General features: G+C 42.2%; 21 protein-coding genes. 13 read left to right on the top strand and 8 right to left on the bottom strand.

Features of this window, described 5'->3' with window-relative positions:
* Positions 1–91 precede the first annotated feature (91 nt).
* The 5 genes from meaB to LA303_RS02360 all read left to right on the top strand — a co-directional run bounded on the left by meaB (position 92) and on the right by LA303_RS02360 (position 6,126).
* Positions 92–1,180: a methylmalonyl Co-A mutase-associated GTPase MeaB gene (gene meaB / locus LA303_RS02340; RefSeq protein WP_240526330.1), complete on the top strand. Its 1,089-nt coding sequence runs from the start codon at positions 92–94 to the stop codon at positions 1,178–1,180.
* Between the two features lie 195 nt (positions 1,181–1,375).
* Positions 1,376–1,786: a hypothetical protein gene (locus LA303_RS02345; protein ID WP_240526331.1), complete on the top strand. Its 411-nt coding sequence runs from the start codon at positions 1,376–1,378 to the stop codon at positions 1,784–1,786.
* 149 nt (positions 1,787–1,935) lie between these two features.
* The gene (locus tag LA303_RS02350; RefSeq protein ID WP_240526332.1) at positions 1,936–3,180 is read left to right on the top strand and encodes a M16 family metallopeptidase; all 1,245 of its coding nucleotides are present in this window, start codon (positions 1,936–1,938) and stop codon (positions 3,178–3,180) included.
* Positions 3,177–4,487: a M16 family metallopeptidase gene (locus LA303_RS02355; protein ID WP_240526333.1), complete on the top strand. Its 1,311-nt coding sequence runs from the start codon at positions 3,177–3,179 to the stop codon at positions 4,485–4,487. The genes LA303_RS02350 and LA303_RS02355 overlap by 4 nt, the downstream gene beginning before the upstream one ends.
* Before the next feature lie 64 nt (positions 4,488–4,551).
* Complete coding sequence (locus LA303_RS02360) at positions 4,552–6,126, top strand: peptide chain release factor 3 (protein ID WP_240526334.1); 1,575 nt, start codon at positions 4,552–4,554, stop codon at positions 6,124–6,126.
* On the opposite strand, the gene gldD is transcribed toward LA303_RS02360, so the two are convergent.
* The 4 genes from gldD to mutY form a co-directional block, all read right to left on the bottom strand.
* A complete protein-coding gene (gene gldD, locus LA303_RS02365) occupies positions 6,110–6,724 on the bottom strand; it encodes a gliding motility lipoprotein GldD (RefSeq protein WP_240526335.1) in 615 nt (204 codons plus the stop codon). The genes LA303_RS02360 and gldD overlap by 17 nt on opposite strands.
* Positions 6,717–8,072 carry a gliding motility-associated protein GldE gene (gldE, locus tag LA303_RS02370; RefSeq protein WP_240526336.1) on the bottom strand — a complete coding sequence of 452 codons (1,356 nt, stop codon included), beginning with the start codon at positions 8,070–8,072 and terminating at the stop codon, positions 6,717–6,719. Before gldE ends, gldD begins: the two co-directional genes overlap by 8 nt.
* A gap of 93 nt (positions 8,073–8,165) precedes the next feature.
* Entirely contained in the window at positions 8,166–8,606 is a 441-nt protein-coding gene (locus LA303_RS02375; protein ID WP_240526337.1) for a single-stranded DNA-binding protein, read from the bottom strand.
* Positions 8,607–8,615: 9 nt separating this feature from the next.
* Entirely contained in the window at positions 8,616–9,695 is a 1,080-nt protein-coding gene (gene mutY, locus LA303_RS02380) for an A/G-specific adenine glycosylase (protein WP_240526338.1), read from the bottom strand.
* A 133-nt stretch (positions 9,696–9,828) separates the two neighbouring features.
* Between mutY and LA303_RS02385 the strand changes: the two genes are divergently transcribed.
* Positions 9,829–10,113, top strand: coding sequence for an HU family DNA-binding protein (locus tag LA303_RS02385; protein ID WP_240526339.1), 285 nt, complete (start codon positions 9,829–9,831; stop codon positions 10,111–10,113).
* A 269-nt stretch (positions 10,114–10,382) separates the two neighbouring features.
* Positions 10,383–11,933: an Rne/Rng family ribonuclease gene (locus tag LA303_RS02390; RefSeq protein WP_240526340.1), complete on the top strand. Its 1,551-nt coding sequence runs from the start codon at positions 10,383–10,385 to the stop codon at positions 11,931–11,933.
* Positions 11,934–11,988: 55 nt separating this feature from the next.
* On the opposite strand, the gene LA303_RS02395 is transcribed toward LA303_RS02390, so the two are convergent.
* The 3 genes from LA303_RS02395 to LA303_RS02405 form a co-directional block, all read right to left on the bottom strand.
* A complete protein-coding gene (locus tag LA303_RS02395; RefSeq protein WP_240526341.1) occupies positions 11,989–12,837 on the bottom strand; it encodes a universal stress protein in 849 nt (282 codons plus the stop codon).
* Positions 12,838–12,849: 12 nt separating this feature from the next.
* Complete coding sequence (locus LA303_RS02400; protein ID WP_240526342.1) at positions 12,850–13,290, bottom strand: SPOR domain-containing protein; 441 nt, start codon at positions 13,288–13,290, stop codon at positions 12,850–12,852.
* A 68-nt stretch (positions 13,291–13,358) separates the two neighbouring features.
* Positions 13,359–14,225, bottom strand: coding sequence for a universal stress protein (locus LA303_RS02405; protein ID WP_240526343.1), 867 nt, complete (start codon positions 14,223–14,225; stop codon positions 13,359–13,361).
* A gap of 206 nt (positions 14,226–14,431) precedes the next feature.
* On the opposite strand from LA303_RS02405, the gene rnpA reads away from it, so the two are divergent.
* The 6 genes from rnpA to LA303_RS02435 all read left to right on the top strand — a co-directional run bounded on the left by rnpA (position 14,432) and on the right by LA303_RS02435 (position 19,942).
* Positions 14,432–14,818: a ribonuclease P protein component gene (gene rnpA / locus LA303_RS02410; RefSeq protein WP_240526344.1), complete on the top strand. Its 387-nt coding sequence runs from the start codon at positions 14,432–14,434 to the stop codon at positions 14,816–14,818.
* A complete protein-coding gene (yidD, locus tag LA303_RS02415) occupies positions 14,815–15,036 on the top strand; it encodes a membrane protein insertion efficiency factor YidD (protein WP_240526345.1) in 222 nt (73 codons plus the stop codon). Before rnpA ends, yidD begins: the two co-directional genes overlap by 4 nt.
* Before the next feature lie 20 nt (positions 15,037–15,056).
* Positions 15,057–16,709 carry a S41 family peptidase gene (locus LA303_RS02420; protein WP_240526346.1) on the top strand — a complete coding sequence of 551 codons (1,653 nt, stop codon included), beginning with the start codon at positions 15,057–15,059 and terminating at the stop codon, positions 16,707–16,709.
* 42 nt (positions 16,710–16,751) lie between these two features.
* Positions 16,752–18,425 (top strand): O-antigen ligase family protein, encoded by a 1,674-nt coding sequence (locus LA303_RS02425; protein ID WP_240526347.1) that lies wholly within the window; start codon positions 16,752–16,754, stop codon positions 18,423–18,425.
* A 94-nt stretch (positions 18,426–18,519) separates the two neighbouring features.
* The gene (cdd, locus tag LA303_RS02430; protein WP_240526348.1) at positions 18,520–19,011 is read left to right on the top strand and encodes a cytidine deaminase; all 492 of its coding nucleotides are present in this window, start codon (positions 18,520–18,522) and stop codon (positions 19,009–19,011) included.
* 67 nt (positions 19,012–19,078) lie between these two features.
* Positions 19,079–19,942: a ChaN family lipoprotein gene (locus tag LA303_RS02435; protein WP_240526349.1), complete on the top strand. Its 864-nt coding sequence runs from the start codon at positions 19,079–19,081 to the stop codon at positions 19,940–19,942.
* Between the two features lie 20 nt (positions 19,943–19,962).
* On the opposite strand, the gene LA303_RS02440 is transcribed toward LA303_RS02435, so the two are convergent.
* Positions 19,963–21,501 carry a YifB family Mg chelatase-like AAA ATPase gene (locus tag LA303_RS02440; RefSeq protein WP_240526350.1) on the bottom strand — a complete coding sequence of 513 codons (1,539 nt, stop codon included), beginning with the start codon at positions 21,499–21,501 and terminating at the stop codon, positions 19,963–19,965.
* Between the last annotated feature and the right edge of the window lie 101 nt (positions 21,502–21,602).

The following is a 21,602-nucleotide window of genomic DNA, read 5'->3' on the forward strand; positions in this document are numbered from 1 at the left end:
AAAAAGGCTGCCTCACAGGCAGCCTTTTTTTGTTCAATTCATACAACGTGGTCAGGGACACATGATAAAATTCCCTTATCTTTGTTTGGTCATGAATTCCAAAAAAAGTGCATTAAAAGTGAAGGCCGGAGTGGAAAAACCCAGTCCGGTTAATCCGGCTTTGGAACGAAAAGTGCAACAATACCGGAAAAAACGGCCTTCTACACAGCAGTATCTGGAAGGCATCCGTTCTGGTGACAGAACGTTGCTGAGTCGTGCCATTACGCTTGTGGAAAGTACTTTACCGGACGATAAGATGCAGGCAGCCGAACTAATTCAAAAATGTCTTCCTTTTTCCGGAAATACTATGCGTATAGGAATTACCGGAGTGCCCGGTGCCGGAAAAAGTACTTTCATTGAGAATGTAGGATTATCACTTGTGAATAATGGACACCGCTTGGCTGTTTTGGCGGTTGATCCCAGCAGCCAGCGTAGTCGTGGCAGCATTTTGGGAGATAAAACCCGGATGGAAAAACTCAGTACCCATCCTCATGCTTTCATCCGGCCTTCTGCCAGTGCTGGAACTTTGGGAGGGGTAGCCCGAAAAACAAGAGAAACCATGATCTTGTGTGAAGCGGCCGGTTATGATGTAGTTTTTGTCGAAACGGTAGGTGTTGGCCAGTCAGAAACGACGGTCGCCCAAATGGTCGACTTTTTTCTGCTTCTGATGTTGGCAGGTGGTGGGGATGAATTGCAGGGAATCAAACGCGGAATTATGGAAATGGCTGATCTGATTGTGATTAATAAAGCTGATGGAGACAATGTCCGTGCGGCAGAAAGAGCAAAACGTGAATTTGAAAATGCACTCCATTTTTTCCCGCCGTTACAAAGCGGTTGGCACCCCTCGGTGATGACGGCTTCGGCACTTTCCGGAAAAAACTTAACTCAAATATGGCAAAAAATTGAACAATATTTTGTGCTGGTCAAGCAAAATGGCTTTTTAGAAAAACATCGTCAGGAGCAGGATTGCCAGTTGTTTACCGATGCTGTTCAGCAATCGGTTTTTGATTATTTCCTTTCGCGCCCTGAAGTGAAAAAACAAATGGAAATATTAAAAACACAAATCCGGGAGCGAAAAATATCGCCTTATGAAGCTTCCCGGAAATTAATGGAATTGGGTTTTCAACACTTTCCCGATTGATTTCGACTGGTTTGTACTTTTCTTTTCTTTTTTGGTCGAAAAACTGTCCGATATCGAACGCTTTTGGTTCGTAAACAAACATGTCAATCATTGAATGTAATAACCGTCGTTTGTAACAGATTGATTTTTAATGTTGTAAAAACGGTGGCACGGTTATGGATAAAACAATGGAAGAAACGATAAAAAAGAAAAGAAATGAAAAATATAAAAACATACTTTCCCGGAATCATCCTCATATTATTAATTACGGCTACGGGAATTTTAAAAGCACAGCCGGAAGACAAATCTTGTGATACTTTTTTACAGCACATTGCTTTGCAGCAACAGGATGAAGAGGTGGCTCCCCTTCCTTTCAACACGGCACAAATTGCTTCAGCCGTCTTTTTTCAAAGGATAGAAAAAGAAGATCTTTCTGCTGAAGAAGAAATCAGTGTGCCGCTACCGCCGGAAGTAAAGAAAATGTCTTCTCAGATTCAGCTTGAAGAAGCATGGGAACGGGCATCGGTAGTGCCGGATGAGTCTGAAATAGATGACTTGCCCCCTGCTGTTAAACAGTTTATGGCCAATTTTCAAAAATGTTTGCTGGCTGAAACCCGGAAAAAATAAAGTAATCTTCATAATTGATAATTTTTGGTTAACATTTTTCCTTAGCTCTGCCATTTTGGGCAGGGCTTTTTTTATTCTTTTTTTTAAAAAAACAGTGCCGGAGAATAATTCGTACTTTTGCTGCCCTTTCACGATAACAAAAACAGTCTATGCCTGCATTTGATCGTTTTCAGCTCAATAACGGACTTACGGTTTTGGTACACCGGGATCATTCGACCCCTGTTGTTGCGGTAAATATCTTATATAAAGTGGGATCGCGTGACGAGTCGCCGGACAAAACTGGTTTTGCCCATTTGTTTGAACACCTTATGTTTGGTGGCTCGGTTCATATTCCTCAGTTTGACGAACCGTTGCAAAAAGCGGGCGGGCAAAATAATGCTTTTACCAACAACGATTTCACCAATTATTATGTCACTTTGCCCAAAACCCATCTCGAAGTGGCTTTCTGGCTTGAATCTGACCGGATGCTGTCGCTTGCTTTCAGTCCTAAGAGCCTGGAAGTACAACGGCATGTGGTGATAGAGGAGTTTAAACAGAATTATTTAAATCAGCCTTACGGCGATGTTTTTCTGCTGCTCAAACCGTTGGTCTATAAAAAACATCCTTATCGGTGGAATACCATTGGCAAGGAAATCGGACACATTGAAAAAGCCACGATGGAGGATGTAAAAGCTTTTTACAAGAAATTTTACAATCCGGACAATGCGATCATGTGTGTGGCCGGTGATGTACAAACCGATGAAATAAAGCAACTTGTCGAAAAGTGGTTTGGAGATATTCCCGCCGGGGAAAAACTTATCCGGTCGTATCCGCAGGAACCTGAACAAACCGAACCCCGTACGCTTACCGTGGAAAGAGAAGTGCCACAGGATGCTTTTTATATGGCCTGGCGGATGCCCAAACGGACGGATCCTGAATATTACACGGTTGATTTGCTGAGTGATGTTTTATCCAACGGAAATTCATCGCGGTTATTCCGGAAAATGGTCAAAGAAAAACAATTACTCTCTGAAGTCAATGCATTTATTACCGGTGATCTGGATGGCGGAATGTTTCTTATCACCGGAAAACTTTATCCGGGAGTTACTTTTAAAGAAGTGGAGCAGTTGATAACCGAAGAGTTGGAAAAGTTACAAAACGAAACCGTGCCCGAAGACGAATTGCAAAAAGTAAAAAATAAAGCCGAAGCAAATCTTGTTTTTTCCGAAATTTCAGTTCTGAACAAAGCCATGGGGCTGTGTTATTTTGAAATGCTGGGCGATGCCGGGTTGTTTAATCACGAAACAGAACATTATCTTCGTGTTACTCCGGAGATGTTGCAAAAAACAGCATCAACGTTGTTCGACCCGGCCAAAAGAAACGTGTTGTATTATAAAGCCAAAAAGAAATCATGAGCGCAACCATTCATCCCGACAGAACCCAAATGCCTGCTCCGGCACGTTTTGAAGAGCTGCGTATTCCGCAGCCCGAAAAGATAATGCTGGATAACGGACTGGAAGTGTTTGTTATTGCCGGAGACGGTGTGGAAGTTACACGCATGGATTTGGTTTTTGATGCCGGCACTTCTTTCCAGAAAGTAAAATTACAAGCAGCGGCTGTAAATGACCTGATGGGCGAAGGAACAAAAAACCATTCATCGTATGAGATTGCTGAAATCCTTGATTTTCACGGAGCATATGTCGATTATTTTTTGACAAAAGATACTGCCGGTTTAACCTTGTACAGCCTCACAAAATATTACGACCGCCTGTTGCCTTTGGTATCTGAAGTGGTTACCGAAGCCGTTTTTCCGGAAGAAGAGCTGGCTATTTTTCTTGACCGGCGGAAACAAGAGTTTCAGGTAAACAGTCAAAAAGTGCATTTTTTGGCTTCCCAGGCGTTTAACCAGCTTATTTTTGGTAAAAATTCATCCTATGGTCAGGTGGTAGAAGAATCGGATTTTGACCGTTTGCAAAGAGCGCATGTTCTCGATTTCTACAAAAAGTTTTATCAGGAAAATCGTTTTTTTGTTGTGCTGAGCGGCAAAATTGACCAGCAACTGATAAAACGGCTTAGTCAGATTATCGGGCAATTGCCTTTTAACAAAAGAGTTTCGGCTGTTTCGGATACCAAAACTTTTGTTTCTTCTGTTTCTCATCACCGAGAACTGATCGAAAAAGAAAAAGCGTTACAGTCGGCTTTGCGTATAGGCAGAATGGGCATTCCCCGCGATCATTCCGATTTTCCGGCTTTGAATCTTCTGAATACGGTTTTAGGGGGGTATTTTGGTTCCCGTTTGATGCGGGTTGTCCGGGAAGAAAAAGGATACACTTACGGAATCTATTCGGCTATACAAAATTATCGTCATGCCGGATTATTTGCTGTGGCTACCGAAGTGAATGCCCGTTATACCGCCGATGCGCTTCGCGAAATTAAAAACCAGATGGAAATACTTTGCCGTGAAAAAATAGGAACGGATGAACTGCAAACCGTTAAAAATTATGTGTACGGCTCGTATTTGCGCAGTTTTGACGGTCCGTTACAGTTGGCCGAACGCTTTAAAAAAAGCCGGGAATTAGGGGTTTCTTTCTCGTCGTATAAAAAAACACTGGATAAGATGATGCGTTTATCTCCGGATGATTTGTTTGAAGTGGCCGGAAAATATCTGGATCCCGGACAGATGAAAACGTTGGTGGTAGGGGATATCTCGCAATTGCAATAGAAACACAAAAGCTTTTTTTACGGCGTTGCTTAAATTTTTACTTTTGCAGGCCTAAAATTTTCACATGGTCAGTAAAAAAGAAATAGCCCGGCGGAGGACATTTGCCATTGTCAGTCACCCGGATGCCGGAAAAACCACACTTACCGAAAAATTATTGTTGTACGGCGGAGCCATTCAGGTGGCAGGAGCTGTAAAATCAAATAAAATAAAAAAAACAGCCACCAGCGACTGGATGGAAATTGAACGGCAGCGGGGTATCTCGGTAGCCACTTCTGTGATGGGGTTCGAATATCAGGATACAAAAATCAACATTCTGGATACACCGGGTCACCAGGATTTTGCCGAAGATACTTTCCGTACACTTACCGCTGTTGACAGTGTGGTGGTGGTGATTGATGTGGCCAAAGGCGTAGAACCGCAAACCGAAAAACTGGTCAAGGTTTGCCGGATGCGGAATACGCCGATGATGGTATTTATCAATAAATTAGACCGTGAAGGAAAAGATGCTTTTGAGCTGCTGGACGAAATTGAACAGAAGCTGGAGTTAAACGTTATTCCGTTAAGCTGGCCGGTAGGAATGGGCAAAAACTTCAAAGGAGTTTACAATATTTACTATAAAAACCTCCATCTTTTTACTCCCGGAAAACAGGTGGTGGAAGCCGGTATCCGGTTTGATGACATTCGTGACCCCGGACTGGAAGATTATCTGGGCGATGATGCCGAAAGACTCAGAGAAGAAATCGATCTGGTAAAAGGTGTTTACCCTGCTTTTAGCAAAGCAGATTATCTTTCCGGAAAAGTTTCTCCGGTATTTTTTGGCAGTGCGCTTAATAATTTTGGGGTAAAAGAGCTTTTGGATGTCTTTGTTGAAATTGCACCGCCGCCGCAGGGACGCGAAAGCGATGTGCGTTTTGTGCAGCCCGACGAAGAGGCCTTTACCGGTTTTGTCTTTAAAATCCATGCCAATATGGATCCCAATCATCGCGACCGGATTGCTTTTGTTAGGGTGGTTTCAGGCGTTTTCCGGCGGAATACCAATTATTTGCACGTACGGCAAAACCGGAAAATAAAATTTGCCAGTCCGACTGCTTTTATGGCACAGAAAAAATCGGTAGTTGATGCGGTTTATCCCGGCGATATTGTCGGGCTTCATGATACCGGGAATTTTAAAATAGGCGATACCTTAACTGAAGGTGAGATTCTTCATTTTAAAGGAATTCCCAGCTTTTCTCCGGAACTTTTCCGGTATGTGGTCAATGCTGATCCCATGCGGGCCAAACAGTTGGCCAAAGGAATTGATCAGCTGATGGATGAAGGTGTTGCCCAGCTGTTTACCGGAAAACAAAGCGGCCGTAAAATTATTGGTACAGTGGGCGCATTGCAGTTTGAAGTGATTCAGTACCGGCTGGAACACGAATACAATGCCAAGTGTCGCTACGAACCGATTACTTTGTACAAAACGGCGTGGTTTGTCAGTGATAACAAAGAACAGCTTGAAGATTTCAGGATGCGTAAACGGAATCAGATTGCTGTGGATAAAGAAGGCCGGGAAGTTTTCCTTGCGGACTCGCCTTTTGCTCTACAAATGGCACAAGAGAAATATCCGGATATCCGGTTTTATTTTACTTCTGAATTTTAGCGGTTGATTTATTACCGGGATTTTCCCATTGTAGTGTCTGGATAAAATGCCGGATATCCTGTTTAATGAACCGGATAACCGGAGCAAGAGAATCGTTGTTGGGTTCAACCCTGAAATAAAGCGATCCCCGTAAAAAATGCCGGATGCTGTCGGTAAGAATAAACTGATAAGGCGATGCTACCCCGGATCCTTCTATATCGTAAGCCATACCAAAAACGTTCCGTTTCGGATCGATGATCAGGCTGTCATGAATGGCGTTGGCTTTCGGAATATGTTTAACAACCATTTTCCGGGAGTCTTCCAGGTATTTTCGCAGGTTGTGATGAATGGTTCGGTAACTGATGTGTAAAGTGGCTTTAAACTGTGGAAAATGAATATCCATCCAATATTTTTGTTCGGGCGAAAGCGGGTCGTTGGATATTTTGGCATAAACCGGATAAGAAAAACGGTAAGGAAAAGTACTGTCAAAAGAGCGGTATGCATGTTTGGGCAGGTCAATACGAAAATAACCGCGTGGTTTGGGTGAGTAATGCGAGTGGCACGAAATCAATAAGAATGAAAACAGGATAACTCCTCCTGCAAGGCCTTTTTTAAGCATTTTGATTTTCCGGTTTGAGAATAATTTTCACTTTGTTTATTTTGCGTTCATCCGCATCCACGATTTCAAACGTAAACCGGTCGTAAATTATTTTCTCTCCTTTTGCCGGAATTTTTCCTTCCAGTTCCAGAATCAGGCCGCCCAGCGAATCCGATTCGCCACGGGCACGGTCAAAGGTCTCGTCGTCAACGGATAAAATCCTGCACAGGTCGTTGAGTGGTGTTTTGGCATCAAAAAGGTAGGTGTTGGCATTGATTTTTTTATACTGAAAGGCTTCTTCTTCCACATCGAATTCATCGCTGATTTCTCCCACAATTTCTTCAAGAATGTCTTCAAGGGTAATAATTCCTGAGGTGCCGCCATATTCGTCCACGACAATGGCCATGTGGATTTTCTTTTCGCGGAATTCCTGTAACAGGTCGTTGATTTTTTTGTTTTCCGGAACAAAAAAGGCAGGGCGTATTAATGACGTCCATTCCACTTCTTTTTGTGTATCAATGTAAGGCAATAGGTCTTTGATGTAAAGTAAACCTTCTACGTGATCCAGGTTTTCACGATAAACCGGAATACGCGAATAGCCCGAGTCGGTAACGATTTGTAAAACTTCGCTAAACGGAAGGCCTTTTTCAACCGCGGTAACATCTACCCGCGAACGCATTACTTCACTGGCTTCGGTTTCGCCAAAAGTGGCAATTCCTTTCAGGATCTTCTTTTCTTCTTCCGGAGTGGATTCGTTTACTGTAATGTCAATGGCTGCAGAAAGGTCGCTCATACTCACCGCCGATTTTTTAGCTGCCAGTTTTTTGTCGATTACCCCGGTCGACCGTACCAAAATCATGCTTAACGGTTTAAAAAACCACAGCAAAATAGCAATGATATCAACCATCATCAAAGCAAAAGAAACCGGTTTTTTATTGGCATAGATTTTAGGGAGTATTTCGCCAAAAATGAGCAAAAAAGAGGTAACCAGTACAATTTGAACCAAAAAAGTAAGAACAGGATGTTCTTTCAGGTTGAAAAGCAAAGTGGTAAGATAGGTAGAGATGACCACAATTCCCACATTGATAAAATTATTGGAAATGAGAATGGTAGCCAGAAGTTCTTTGGGTTTGTCGCGCAATGCCAGCACTTTTCGTCCCCGTTTTCCATATTTCTTTTTCAGCTTTTCTATATCAGCCGGCTGAAAAGAAAAGAAAGCAGTTTCCGAGCCGGAAATCAATCCGGAAGCCACCAGCATCAACAAAAGAATTATTGTGGTAAGAACCGCTTCGGGCGGAAAACCTTTGTAAAATCCGTCCAGTAAAACGGAAAGCAGGTGAGGGTCAGGATCTAAAGCAATCTCTTCCAAAACAGTTCATTTGGTTAATAAAACAGTGACAAAAGTAATAAGAAATGTGAAACCAAAACGATTCCCTGCAATTCCCGGAAAAAACCGGAAATTTTAGAAGGGCAGATCATCGTCCGGAGCCTCTGGCACGTCAGCAGCATTTCCGGTGTTGGTTTCCGGTTTTTGTGGTGCAGCCGGTTGCCCGCCGGAATAAGCGGCATTTTCGGCCGACCGCCGGACCAAAATATTGATCTTGTCCGCCACGATTTCGGTGATATACCGTTCGTTCTGGTCTTTATCGGTGTATTTCCGGGTTTTTATTTTCCCTTCAACATACACCATATCGCCTTTGGCAAAATTCTTGTCAGCGAGGTAGCGATAACCGGCAACATTATGCCACTCTGTTTGTTCAATCCATTCGTTTTTGTCTCGGTCTAAGTAACTTTCGGATGTGGCAAGCGGGAAGCTGATCTTTTTGTTTCCATTGTCGAAAACATAAACTTCCGGGTCTTTACCAATGTTTCCGATAAGCATGACTTTGTTTAATCCGGCCATAATAATAATTTACATTAAGTTAAAATCCTGTAAGTACCGGGAAATCAACCGCGGAACAGGAAAGTTTGACAATTGGTTTGTTTGTATCAAAGATAATGAATTTTTTGCCGTATCCGGAAAAAAGTGTGGCAAATAAACGGGGATGAACCAGGCCGAAATTTTTAAATGGGTAAGTTGCTGGGTATAAAGTGCAGAAGGGGTGCCTGCCGTAAAAGAAACAGACGGCATGTTGATGATTTCCGGAAGCTGATGTAAGCTGTCCAGTGGGTTTTCCAGTTTTTCTGGCGTAACCCAGGCCGGAAAATCATAAAGGTTTCGCCAGATGTCGCGGTCGTTTCGTTTTCGCAAATAATAAAATGTTTGTCCGTTTTGTTGGTGTTGCATCACGAAATAGTAAAAAAACCGTTGTCCTGAAGGTGCTTTTTTCTTTTTTGTGGGTAATGATGCCTGTTTTTTCGAAAGAAAAGCAAAACAACGTGACCGGAAGATACACGTGTCGCAACCAGGATTTTTGGGCGTACATTGTATGGCTCCGAATTCCATGAGCGCCTGGTTAAAAGTGGCCGGATGAGCCCCTTCCATCAGTTGTTGGGCTAACTGCAAAAATTCTTTTTTCCCGGCAGCGGTATTTATGGGCGTTTGAATGCCAAAAATACGCGATAGCACCCGGTACACATTTCCGTCAACAGCAGCATGGGGCTGGTCAAAAGCAATGGACGCAATAGCGGCTGCCGTATAATCGCCAATCCCGGGAAGTGATTTCAAGGCTTGAAAAGAGTGCGGAAATTGCCCGTTCATGTCTTTTACGATTTTTTGGGCCGTTTTCAGCAGATTGTCGGCCCGGCTGTAGTAACCCAGTCCTTGCCACAGTTTATACACCTGTTGCTGGGTGGCTTCTGCCAGCCGGTAAATATCCGGGAAAGCCGTTATGATTTTTTCGTAGTATTCAATTCCTTGATTTACACGGGTTTGTTGTAGGATAATTTCGGAAAGCCAAATCTTATACGGGTCGCGGGTAAAGCGCCACGGCAAAGGGCGTTTATGGGTTTCATACCAGCGCGTCAAATCCTTTCCAAATTGATCTTTCATATGTTGAAATGTGTTAAAAAAGAACCCATTAGATGAATTTTTTTTGATTTTTTAATACAACGGATACAAATTCTTATTATTTTTGTGGCCCAAATTAGTAAACTAATTTTAAACATTTTAAAAACATAAGGAAATGACAAAAGCAGAAATTGTAGCAGAAATTGCTAACAAAACAGGAATTGAGAAAGTAGCCGTACAGGCTGTTGTGGAATCGTTCATGGAAAGCCTGAAAGAAACCATGATCAATGGTGAAAATGTTTACCTGAGAGGCTTTGGAAGCTTTATTATTAAAGAAAGAGCAGAAAAAACCGGCCGTAATATTTCAAAAAACACGACAATTGTTATTCCCGCTCATAAGATTCCGGCTTTTAAACCAGCCAAATCTTTTGTAAATGCGGTTAAAGAAAACGTAAAATAAATTTTAAATTTTTATCACTATGCCAAACGGAAAGAAGAGAAAGAGACATAAAATGGCGACCCATAAACGTAAAAAACGTTTAAGGAAGAACAGGCATAAGAAGAAATAATTACATTTCTCTTTATGAGATAGCCGGCTTTGTGCAGGGCATGGGGCCGGCTATTATTTTTTTATCCACACCTTATCACGACTTAAATTTTTATTATTCATCCCTCCGGAATTTAAGACGTGTTTAATTTATTTAATCATAAGTAAATCAATATTATAACGTGAACAAAGAATTAATTATCGATTCAAATGTTACTGAGGTTAATATTGCGCTACTTGAGGATAAACACCTGGTTGAACTTCATAAGGAACAAAACAATAACCATTTTGCTGTAGGCGACGTATTTTTGGGAAAGGTGCATAAAATTATGCCCGGTCTTAACGCTGCTTTTGTAAATGTAGGATATGAAAAGGATGCTTTTTTGCATTACTTTGATTTGGGGCCGCAAATACGCACCATGAATAATTATACCCGCCTTTTACAACAGGGAAAAGGAGATAAAATTTCTTATGCCAAGTTTAAACCGGAACCAGATATTGAAAAAAATGGCAAAATCACCAAAGTACTGAGCCCCGGCCAGGAAATTTTGGTGCAAATTGCCAAAGAACCCATTTCAACCAAAGGACCCCGTGTTTCAACGGAAATCTCCTTTGCAGGAAGGTATCTCGTATTGATACCTTTTTCCAATAAGATTTCCATTTCGCAAAAAATCAAAAGCAAAGAAGAACGCGGCAGGCTTAAACGGTTGATACAAAGTATTAAACCGGAAAATTACGGCGTAATTATCCGCACGGTGGCCGAAAATAAAAAAGTGGCCGAGCTGGATGCCGACTTGCGTAATCTGGTCGAAAAATGGGAAAAAATATCTGCATCGTTACCTACCCTCAAAGCACCGCAAAAAGTTCTGAAAGAACTCGGACGTACCTCTACCCTTTTAAGGGACCTTCTGAACGAATCGTTCAACAGTATTTACATCAACGACCCCGTGTTGTATGATGAGATAAAGGCTTATATTCAGCAAATTGCCCCTGATAAAAAAGATATTGTTAAGCTTTACAAGGGGAAAGAGCCTATCTTCGAACATTTTCATGTAGATAAGCAAATAAGAAATTCATTTGGTAAAAATGTTACCATAAAAAGTGGCGTTTATCTTATCATTGAACACACCGAAGCTCTCCATGTTATTGATGTAAATAGCGGACACCGGGTAAATAAAAACAATTCGCAGGAACAAAATGCGCTGGCCACTAACCTGGAGGCAGCTACCGAAATTGCACGACAACTCCGATTACGCGATATGGGCGGCATTATTGTTATCGATTTTATCGATATGCATGAAGCCCGGCACCGCAAACAGTTGTATGAACATCTGAAAGCCGAAATGGCAAAAGATCGTGCCAAACACACGATTTTACCTCCGTCAAAATTTGGCCTTGTTCAGATTACCCGGCAACGGGTACGGCCTGAACTGACCGTTTCTGTGATGGAAAAATGTCCGGTTTGTAATGGTACCGGCAAAATCAAATCCAGCATCAACGTAATTGATGACATTGAAAATAACCTGGAATATCTGATCCTGGACCAAAATGAAAGAGGGCTTACCCTTGGTGTGCATCCGTTTATTTATACTTATCTTCTTCACGGTCCTATTTCAAAACGATTGAAATGGTTCTTTGAATACAAGCAATGGGTAAAACTCAAAGAGATGAAAAACTATCACATGCTTGAATTTCATTTCTTTGATAAAGACGGAAATATTCTGACACATTAAGTTTGCAGGATGCTAAAGAGATGAAAAGCCGGTGCAAAAGTGCCGGCTTTTTCGTTTATACCCAGTGCCCTGAATTATCGGTGTGTACGCTGAGTACCGGAATGGGAGAGTGGTTGACCATTTGCGCGGCAAACGGTCCAAGCCACAGGTTTGCAGTGGTGGTTTCCTGTTCGGTCATGATCGAGATCAGGTTGGCATTTACTTTCTGGGCATATTCAAGGACGGTATCGGTAATGTTACTGGCTTCCAGAAAAACCGAACGATAGCGAATCCCTTTTTCTTTCAGATAGGTTTCTGTTTCCTGAACATAATTTTGTACCCGGTACCGGATGCTTTCGGCAGTGGAAGTGTAAACCCCTACAATGTGAATTTCCGCATCGAAATAACCGGCAAGCTCGGCGGTAACCGGTAATTTTTGGCGGGTGATCCGGGTGCTGTCAAGAGGCATGACAATGGTTTTCAAATCTTTGTTGGAATCGACTCCGGCACGGATAGTTAATATGGGTCTGGTGCTGGCCGATACAATCCGGTTGGCATTGCTTCCAATCCAGAATTCTTCAAAGCCTGAAGAACCGTGTGTGCCGATAACCACCAGAAAAGCATCTTTTTCTTTGGCCACATGACAAATCACTTTGTACACTTTCCCTTTTTCCATCCGGAAGTCAATTTGGGTGCCGGGAGCCAACTGTGGTTGGTATTTTCCGACCAGTTCTTCAAATCGTTTTTGTACTTCCTGCCGGAGGTTTTCCGGTTCTACCGAAAAAATTTCCTTGGAATAGTCCAAATGATTGGCCCACACCATCGTGAGCGATGCCTTTGCTTTACGGGAAATGATCACCGCATGTTCCAGGGCATTGAGCGAACAGTCAGAAAAATCAACACCGACCACAATATTTTTACTCATGATAACAGATTTTTATGGTTGATTGGACAAATTGGCTGGATGAATCCGGATATCATCTTTTATTTCCCAGGCCAGCGGATAAGCCCGTTTTATCTTTTCCAGAAAACGAATGGCATCCAGCCGGCTTCTGAAATCACCTACCCGAACCCGGTAATACGGCTCGTTGAATGTGATATATGCCGGAACATGATATTTTTCTTCAAAAGCATCACGGATCTCCAGTGCTTTTTCCAGTGCTTTGTTTCCTGATTCTTTATAAATCTGAATGCGGTATCCGGAGATTACCGGAAATTTTTCGTTTTGCATTACATGCATCTGCAATAGGGTATCAATGCGGGCATCCCCAATGAAATCGGCTTTTACTGTGCGGTGAAATGGTATGCTGTCCTGTGCCAAAAGGCTGCCTGCTCCGGCCATGATCGTAAAAAGCAATATGATTTTTATTTTTATCATTTTCAACGGTTCTTCATCAAAAATTAAACGTTTAATTTTTCCTTTTCTTATCGGATGCAAAGTTCGAATTAAAATTCATTTTCTTCATCCATTTCATCCAAATCATGATAATCTTTTGAACGCAGACTCATAACCGGTATGGGGGCATTGTTGATTACTTGCTGGGCATAAGGTCCGAGAAACCGGTTGGCCGAAGCATTTCCCTGCTCGGTCATAATGGCAATCAGATCGATTTCTTTGTCTTTGGCAAAATTTAAAATTCCCGAGACGACGTTGTCCGATTCAACCTCTTCCACTTTAAATTTAACCTGGCGCTGGTTTAAAAGGTCAACAGCTTCTTTGGCAAAATGGTCAATCCGGTTGCGGATAACTTTTAAAGGAGTGTTGTATACTTTGAGCAGATAAAGCGTAGCGCCGAACTGTTCGGCCAGGTCGGATGTGAAAGGAAGTTTTTCTGTGGTTTCCAGAGAACTGTCAAGAGGCAGTAAAATGTGCGAAATGGTGCCGGTAATTTTATAATTGCAGTTGACAGTAACTACCGGACACGGTGCTGTGGTTGTAATTCGATAGGCATTACTGCCGATCCAGTACGCTTCAAATCCGGTAGCTCCGTGCGTTCCGGTAAAAATGAGTTCGGCTTTTAAACGACGTGCTGTTTTTCCGATTTCCTGGTAAATTTTTCCTCTTCCCAACACCATGTTGAAAGAAAGGTCCGGATAACGGGAGCTATAATCGTCAATGATCTTTTTCAGGTAGTTTTTCTTTTCTATGCGCAGGTCTTCATCAATGGTTTCAATCAAGCTGCCGGCCGGTTTTGAATTATCCACCCACACCAGATAAATAGCAGCCTGAAGATTTTTTGCATAAACCAAAGCGTAATCCAAAGCATGAACAGCATTTTTTGAAAAGTCGAAAGCAACAATAATTGATTTCATGATTTTGTTCTTTGGTTACCGTACAAAAGTACAATACAAAAGTATTGCCTGATGTCTTTGGTGCTAATTTACAAAAAATAATGTGATTTTCGAAAACCTTTTTTCTGTAGTCTTTTCGTTAAATTATTTTAAATTCACCCCTTGGGAAGCCGTAAAGTGGAGTGAGTTAAAGCAAATCGGTTTACCTTTGCCAAAAAGGATGAAAGGTGAAACAGACTTTTGCCAAACAAGAACGGTTGTACGAGAAAAAGCTGATGCATCAGCTTTTTAAAGGCGGAAAATCTTTTTTTGTTTTTCCGTTTAAAGTGTATTATGTGGTTTTGGATAAGGCAGCGCCTTATCCGGCAAAAGTGCTGATCTCCGTACCGAAACGGAATTTTAAACGGGCCGTGGACCGCAACCGGATCAAGAGGCTGGTACGCGAAGCTTACCGGAAAAATAAAGCAATTTTTTTATCCCATGAAAATGGCGAAAAAAACCAAACCGGAACCTATCTTATCGGCTTGATTTATACGCCAAAAGTACACATGGATTATGCTGAGATAGAACGAAAAATTATTCTAATTTTGCAACAATTACAAAAAAAGAAATGAGTAAGCTCCTGGGGAAATTTTTTATACTGTTGATTAGAGTGTATCAATATACATTATCTCCTTACATCGGGCATTCCTGTCGTTATACGCCTACCTGCTCGGTTTACAGTGTGGAAGCCATTAAAAAGTACGGGCCGTTTAAAGGCGGCTGGCTTGCTTTAAAAAGGGTTCTTTCCTGTAATCCGTGGGGTGGCAGTGGTTATGATCCCGTTCCTTAAACTTTAGAAAATTGAAAACAATGAGAAAAAATATTTTATTATTAGGCTTTGTTTTTATTGCCTTTACCGGACTCAGAGCACAGGATTACAACAATTTTAAAGTAGCCAAAGGCATTGAGATTTTTTCCAGTGTAATGAATCAGCTGAACCTGAATTATGTAGATACTATTCAGCCGGTAAAATTAACCCAGACGGCCATAGAGCAAATGCTGGCGCACATGGATCCTTATACTATTTATGTGCCGGCTAAAAATATGGCTGATTTTAATTTGATGCTGAGTGGTGTTTATGGCGGGATTGGTGCCATGATTCAAAAACAGGGCGATTATGTGGTGATTACCGAACCGTATAAAGGTTTCCCGGCTCAGAAAGCCGGATTGAAAGCCGGCGATAAAATTATTGCCATCAACGGAAAATCAGCAAAAGGACTCTCCTCGTTGGCGGTGAGTAAATTGCTGAAAGGAAATCCGGGTTCGTCATTGAAGATGACCATCCGGCATTACGGAGCCAAAAAAGATACTACCCTTACGCTGGAACGGCAACAGATTAAAATACCCAATGTTCCCTATTATGGTGTTGTGAAAAATCATATTGGTTATATCCGTCTTAACCAGTTCAATCCGAATGCGGCTAACGATGTGCGAAATGCCTTTTTGGATTTGAAAGAAAATGATGACATTAAAGGAGTAATCATTGATTTGCGCGACAATGGGGGCGGATTATTGAACGAAGCGGTAAAAATTGCCAATATTTTTGTCAAAAAAGGGCAGACCATTGTAACCACCAAAGGAAAAATTGCAGCCAACGATATTGTTTACAAAACACCCGGCCCGGTGATTGACCGTAAAATTCCGTTGGCCATTTTGGTAAATGGAAATACGGCTTCTGCCTCGGAAATTGTTTCCGGTTCCATGCAGGATTTGGATCGCGGAGTAATTATCGGACAGCGTACTTTCGGAAAAGGATTGGTGCAGAATACCGTTCCGATTCCTTACGGCGGAAAACTGAAAATCACCATTGCCAAATATTACATTCCCAGCGGACGTTGTATCCAGGCCCTGGAATATAAAAACGGCCGGCCTGTGCGGGTTCCCGACTCATTGACACATGCATTTAAAACGGCTGATGGTCGTATTGTACGTGACGGTGGTGGTATTCAACCGGATATTGTGATGAAACCCCAGGTGTTTAGTCAGGTTTCGGCTGATTTGTATGCGCAAAATTATATTTTCGATTTTGCCAACGAGTTTTGTTTGCATCACAAAACCATTCCTGCCCCGACGAAATTCCGTATCAGCGATTCTACTTTTAATCAGTTTAAAGCATTTGTTCTTAAAAAAGGATTCAGTTACAAAACAGAAACCGGAGAACTCATCGATCGCTTAAAACAAAGTGCAAAACGGGAAGATTACCTGAAAGCTCTGGAACCGACTATCGATACGTTGAAAAAAGAGCTGGAACAGGAAAAGAAACAGGATATCGATAAGCATAAAAATGAAATTAAAGAGATGCTGCGAGTGGAAATTGCTACCCGTTATTACTATCAAAGCGGGAAAACAGCATCAAGCATCATTAACGATAAAGAGGTGGAAAAGGCAGTGAGTATTTTGAGCAATAAAGAAAAATATGACGCGATCCTTTCCGGGCCAAAAGACAGCAAGAAAAAGAAATAATCCTTACCTTGCGCCGTTTTGTTATTCAGGAAATAAGTTTTTATGGCAAGCGGCAGCGACAGTAAGATTTTCCGGAAAATCTACCTCGGCATAATCATTTTTATTGCCATCAGTTTGCCTCTTTCTAAAAGTACCATGACACAGGGAATGGCACTTTTGCTGGCGCTGTGGATATGGTCTGATTTCCAGATTAGTGTGGCCTTGCGTTTTTTTAAGCAAAAAGGCCTGTTCACCGGAACTTTTCTTTTGGTAAAATACTTTTACGTATTGGCCAAAGAGAGCATTATCGAAAAAACAACCCTTTTTTTCAGAAACAAACCGGCCGTTGTCTTTGCATCCATTTATCTGATGGGTTGGCTGGGACTCCTTTTTACCGGAAATTTCCCCAAGGCTACTGATGTATTGCGGATTAAATTTCCTTTGCTGCTTTTTCCTTTGGTATTTGCCAGCCTTGATCCGGTAAACAAAAAAGAATTTCGGACCATCATGCTGTTTTATGTGGCGGCACTGTTTGCCGGAACAATCATCGGCACAGCCAAAATGATCAGCGGGAATTTTGTGGATGTGCGGCAGTTTTCGCCATTTATCTCTCCGGTGCGCTTTGGCCTGAACATTACTTTTGGAATCTTTGGGTTGCTCTATTTTTTAGCAAAAGACACCTCTTTCCGGTTCTGGCAAAAAGGAATCATGTCTTTTCTTGTGCTTTGGTTTGTCTGGTTTTTAGTGAAGATGGAATCCGTAACCTCGCTTAGCCTGTTGGTTATTATTTTGTTGGGGATGTTGTTCTGGCAGGGTATGCGGTCGAAAAAAAGAGTGGTAAAATTCACTACTGTCTTTTTGTTGGTTGCCATTCCTTTGGGGCTTGTTTTTTATCTTAAAAATGAGATTTATCAGATGACGCACGTCAAAGCTTCCGCGTGTATTTTTATCCCTAAAAAAACCGTACTGGGTCATCCGTATGTTTTTGATACGGTTCATTATGGTATTGAAGACGGGCGTTATGTGGGAGCCTGGCTTTGTCTGCCAGAACTGAAACAGGCCTGGAATGAGCGCAGTACTTTTTCGTTTGATGGAAAAGACAAAAATGGTAATCCGATAGCCATTACACTTATCCGGTATCTTACTTCCAAGAACCTGAAAAAAGATGCGGCCGGAGTCAGCAAGCTTTCGCAAAAAGATATTCAGAATATAGAAAATGGAATTGCAAACAGTTGTTATGTGAACCATCCCGGATTGCACAGCCGGCTCCTGGTGATGGTTAAAGGATGGCAGGTATATCAAAAAACCGGTAAAGCGGGAGGCAGTTCGATTTTACAGCGCTATGAGTATTTGCGGGCTGCCTTTCAGGTTATCCGGAAAAATTTCTGGACCGGTACGGGTACCGGCGATTTGTTTGATGCACTGGGCCATGAATATATTCGTTTAAATGCCGGTTTAGAGAATTACGTGGGGTTTCTGGCGCACAATCAGTATGTTGATACTTTTGCTGCTTATGGCATTTTCGGGTTTTTGTGGTTTTTGTTTGCGCTGGTTTATCCTCCGGTGAAAACCAAAAGTTTTCATGATTATTTCTTTGTTGTTTTTTACCTCATTATGCTGGGTTCCATGCTTTCGGATGATACGTTGGAGACTCATGCCGGGGTAACGCTTTTTTCCTTCTTTCTTTCTCTGCTGATGTTTGGCAAAGAAAAATCGAATGCCGTTCAATCCGGCTAAAGTTTTAAAAAATGAGAAAAGCCGGGAAAGGAGAGCATGGAAAAGCATAAAACACGGTTATTTTTCCTATTTTAGCGCTAAATTTCGAATGGACATGAAGAAGAAAGAATTAAAGATTACCATTAGCGAATATAACGGTGCGGAAGAGCTTCCCGCAGAAGATAAAAAATTATTACTGGAAGCAGTAAAAAGCGCTTCCCGGTCGTATGCTCCTTATTCTGAATTTCATGTGGGTGCAGCCGTGTTGCTCGAAAACGGAAAAATAGTGTGCGGTTCAAATCAGGAGAATGCGGCTTATCCGGCCGGATTGTGTGCCGAACGGGTTGCCCTTTTTTATGCGAACTCTCAATATCCCGGTGTGGCGGTGAAAGCGTTGGCCATTGCGGCCAAGGCTGATCATTTTGTTTTGGACAAACCCATTTCTCCGTGTGGAACCTGTCGCCAGGTGATTGCCGAAACGGAAAGTCGCCAAAAAAGCAAAATGAAAATTATTATGCAGGGAGAAACCGGGCCGGTGAATGTGACAGAAGGTATTGAAAACTTGCTGCCACTTACTTTTTATGAAGAAAAACTAAAGAAAAAATAGTTTTTCTTTAGACAATTCATCCGGATGAATAACCGCTTGTTTGCTTCATCCAATAAATATAAAACCAATGAAAAAACTCTTTTTTGGAGTCGTTTTTTTGCTGGCTTTGACGGCATTTAAGAACGACAAACCGGCTTACCGTTTGTATAATGCCAAAGGCAAATTGGTAAAATACCAGAAAATGATTAACGCTGCCAAAACAGCCGATGTGGTATTTTTTGGCGAACAGCATAATAATCCGATTGCTCACTGGCTTGAATTGCAGATTACCAAAGACCTTTATAAAGCCCGTAATGGAAATATTATCGAAGGTGCTGAAATGTTTGAGCGGGATAACCAGTTGATTCTTGATGAATATTTGAAAGGGGAAATCACACAAAAGTATTTTGAAGAAGAAGCCCGGTTGTGGCCCAATTATAAAACCGATTATAAGCCGTTGGTTGAATTTGCCAAGAAACACCATGTGCCGTTTATTGCTACCAATGTGCCCCGCCGTTATGCCAATATCGTTTACAAACATGGTTTTAAAGCATTGGACACGTTGACTGCCGAAGCCAAATCGTATATGGCTCCGTTGCCTATTCCGTATGATCCGAACGTAAAATGCTACAAAGATATGCTGGCCATGATGAAACAAATGGGACACAGTAATCCTAATTTACCGAAAGCACAGGCGTTGAAAGATGCTACAATGGCGGCTTCCATTGCACAGTATGCCGGAAAAGGAAAACTTTTTATTCATTATGAAGGCGCTTATCATTCCGATCACCATCAGGGAATTATTTGGTATTTAAATCGATATAAACCCGGCCTGAAAATAGTTACCATTTCTACGGTAGAGCAAAAAGATATTGATACGCTCAACGAAAAAAATAAAAACCTGGCTGATTTTATTATAGTCGTTCCTGACGATATGACGACAACCTATTGATTTTTTGGAGATTTCCGGAATCAGTCACCCCAGGTTTCACGGTCAAGACTGCGATATTGAATGGCTTCGGCAAGGTGGGCCGGCAGGATATTTTCGCTGTGATCCAGATCGGCAATAGTACGCGACACTTTAATGATACGGTCGAAAGCCCGGGCCGAAAGGCTTAACTTTTCCATAGCCGTTTTCAGTAACGTGCGGGATGTTTCGTCAAGCTGGCAGAACCGGTTCATGTCTTTGTTTGACATTTGTGCATTACAAAATATCTTTGGGTGATTGCGGAAACGATCTTCCTGAATTTTCCTTGCCTGGGTTACCCGTTTTCGTATCTCCTGACTTGATTCGCCCGGAGGGGCTTCTGAAAGATCTTTGAAAGGAACGGGAACAACTTCCACATGAAGATCAATACGGTCGAATAAAGGTCCTGAAATCCGGTTCAGGTATCTTTTTACGGTACCCGGAGAACAGGTGCAGGCTTTTGTGGGATGATTGTAATAACCACACGGACAGGGATTCATTGCGGCAATGAGCATGAATCCTGCCGGATATTCCACCGTAATGCGTGCCCGGGAAATGGTAACTACACGATCTTCCATGGGCTGTCGCATGACCTCCAGAACCGTTCGTTTAAATTCGGGTAACTCATCCAAAAATAAAACCCCGTTGTGTGCCAGCGAAATTTCACCCGGTTGCGGATAAGGTCCTCCGCCTACCAGTCCGGCATCGCTGATGGTGTGATGGGGCGACCGAAACGGCCGGTGCAGAATCAGGGCTTCTTTTTTCTTTAGCAAACCGGCTACCGAATGAATTTTGGTCGTTTCAATGGCTTCTTCAAGCGACATGGGAGGTAAAATAGACGGAATGCGTTTGGCCAGCATGGTTTTTCCTGAACCGGGAGGGCCAATCATAATTACATTATGTCCGCCTGCAGCGGCTATTTCCAAAGCCCGTTTAATATTTTCCTGTCCTTTTACATCGGCAAAATCCAGGTCGAAATGTTCGGTTTCTTCATGAAATTTCCGGATGTTTTGTGTTTCAAATTTTTGCAATGTTCCGGTTCCATCCAGGAAATCACAGACTTCGGTCAGATGGTGGGCGCCGTATACTTCCACCCCGTCCACAATGGCTGCTTCCGGGGCATTTTCAAGCGGGACAACAACTCCTTTGAATCCGGCTTTACGAGCCATTAAGGCAATGGGTAAAGCCCCGCGGATGGGTTTTATGGTTCCGTCGAGGGATAATTCTCCCATGATGACAAATTCGTGTAAATGTTCCGTGCTGAGTTGAGAAGATGCGGCCAGCAAGCCCAGAGCAATGGGAAGATCGTATGCCGAGCCTTCTTTTTTGATGTCAGCCGGAGCCATATTGATGACTACGCGCCGTTTGGGAAATTTTTTGCCCACATTATTTAAGGCTGCCAGTATTCGTTCATGACTTTCTTTTACAGCATTGTCGGGCAGGCCTACAAGAAAAAATTTGGAGCCTTTTCCTACGTTCACCTCAATGGTGATGATAAGTGCATCAATACCATAGATGGCACTCCCGTATGTTTTGGCAAGCATTTGGGTTTTCTTTTTGAGCGTCTTCCAACAAAGGTAAAAAATTTTATTGATAGTAAGATTGCTTATCTTGCATTTAAAAAAGAAAGAACACGACAAAATTC

Origin of the sequence: Candidatus Sulfidibacterium hydrothermale, assembly GCF_020149915.1 — a bacterium.
Lineage (GTDB): Bacteria > Bacteroidota > Bacteroidia > Bacteroidales > F082 > Sulfidibacterium > Sulfidibacterium hydrothermale.

What these genes read in the sequence shown, in the direction of transcription:
- meaB (WP_240526330.1), top strand. Translation starts at nt 92, where the DNA reads ATGAATTCCAAAAAAAGTGCATTAAAAGTGAAGGCCGGAGTGGAAAAA.
- LA303_RS02345 (WP_240526331.1), top strand. Translation starts at nt 1,376, where the DNA reads ATGAAAAATATAAAAACATACTTTCCCGGAATCATCCTCATATTATTA.
- LA303_RS02350 (WP_240526332.1), top strand. Translation starts at nt 1,936, where the DNA reads ATGCCTGCATTTGATCGTTTTCAGCTCAATAACGGACTTACGGTTTTG.
- LA303_RS02355 (WP_240526333.1), top strand. Translation starts at nt 3,177, where the DNA reads ATGAGCGCAACCATTCATCCCGACAGAACCCAAATGCCTGCTCCGGCA.
- LA303_RS02360 (WP_240526334.1), top strand. Translation starts at nt 4,552, where the DNA reads ATGGTCAGTAAAAAAGAAATAGCCCGGCGGAGGACATTTGCCATTGTC.
- gldD (WP_240526335.1), bottom strand. Translation starts at nt 6,724, where the DNA reads ATGCTTAAAAAAGGCCTTGCAGGAGGAGTTATCCTGTTTTCATTCTTA.
- LA303_RS02375 (WP_240526337.1), bottom strand. Translation starts at nt 8,606, where the DNA reads ATGGCCGGATTAAACAAAGTCATGCTTATCGGAAACATTGGTAAAGAC.
- mutY (WP_240526338.1), bottom strand. Translation starts at nt 9,695, where the DNA reads ATGAAAGATCAATTTGGAAAGGATTTGACGCGCTGGTATGAAACCCAT.
- LA303_RS02385 (WP_240526339.1), top strand. Translation starts at nt 9,829, where the DNA reads ATGACAAAAGCAGAAATTGTAGCAGAAATTGCTAACAAAACAGGAATT.
- LA303_RS02395 (WP_240526341.1), bottom strand. Translation starts at nt 12,837, where the DNA reads ATGAGTAAAAATATTGTGGTCGGTGTTGATTTTTCTGACTGTTCGCTC.
- LA303_RS02400 (WP_240526342.1), bottom strand. Translation starts at nt 13,290, where the DNA reads ATGATAAAAATAAAAATCATATTGCTTTTTACGATCATGGCCGGAGCA.
- LA303_RS02405 (WP_240526343.1), bottom strand. Translation starts at nt 14,225, where the DNA reads ATGAAATCAATTATTGTTGCTTTCGACTTTTCAAAAAATGCTGTTCAT.
- yidD (WP_240526345.1), top strand. Translation starts at nt 14,815, where the DNA reads ATGAGTAAGCTCCTGGGGAAATTTTTTATACTGTTGATTAGAGTGTAT.
- LA303_RS02420 (WP_240526346.1), top strand. Translation starts at nt 15,057, where the DNA reads ATGAGAAAAAATATTTTATTATTAGGCTTTGTTTTTATTGCCTTTACC.
- LA303_RS02425 (WP_240526347.1), top strand. Translation starts at nt 16,752, where the DNA reads ATGGCAAGCGGCAGCGACAGTAAGATTTTCCGGAAAATCTACCTCGGC.
- cdd (WP_240526348.1), top strand. Translation starts at nt 18,520, where the DNA reads ATGAAGAAGAAAGAATTAAAGATTACCATTAGCGAATATAACGGTGCG.
- LA303_RS02435 (WP_240526349.1), top strand. Translation starts at nt 19,079, where the DNA reads ATGAAAAAACTCTTTTTTGGAGTCGTTTTTTTGCTGGCTTTGACGGCA.
- LA303_RS02440 (WP_240526350.1), bottom strand. Translation starts at nt 21,501, where the DNA reads ATGCTTGCCAAAACATACGGGAGTGCCATCTATGGTATTGATGCACTT.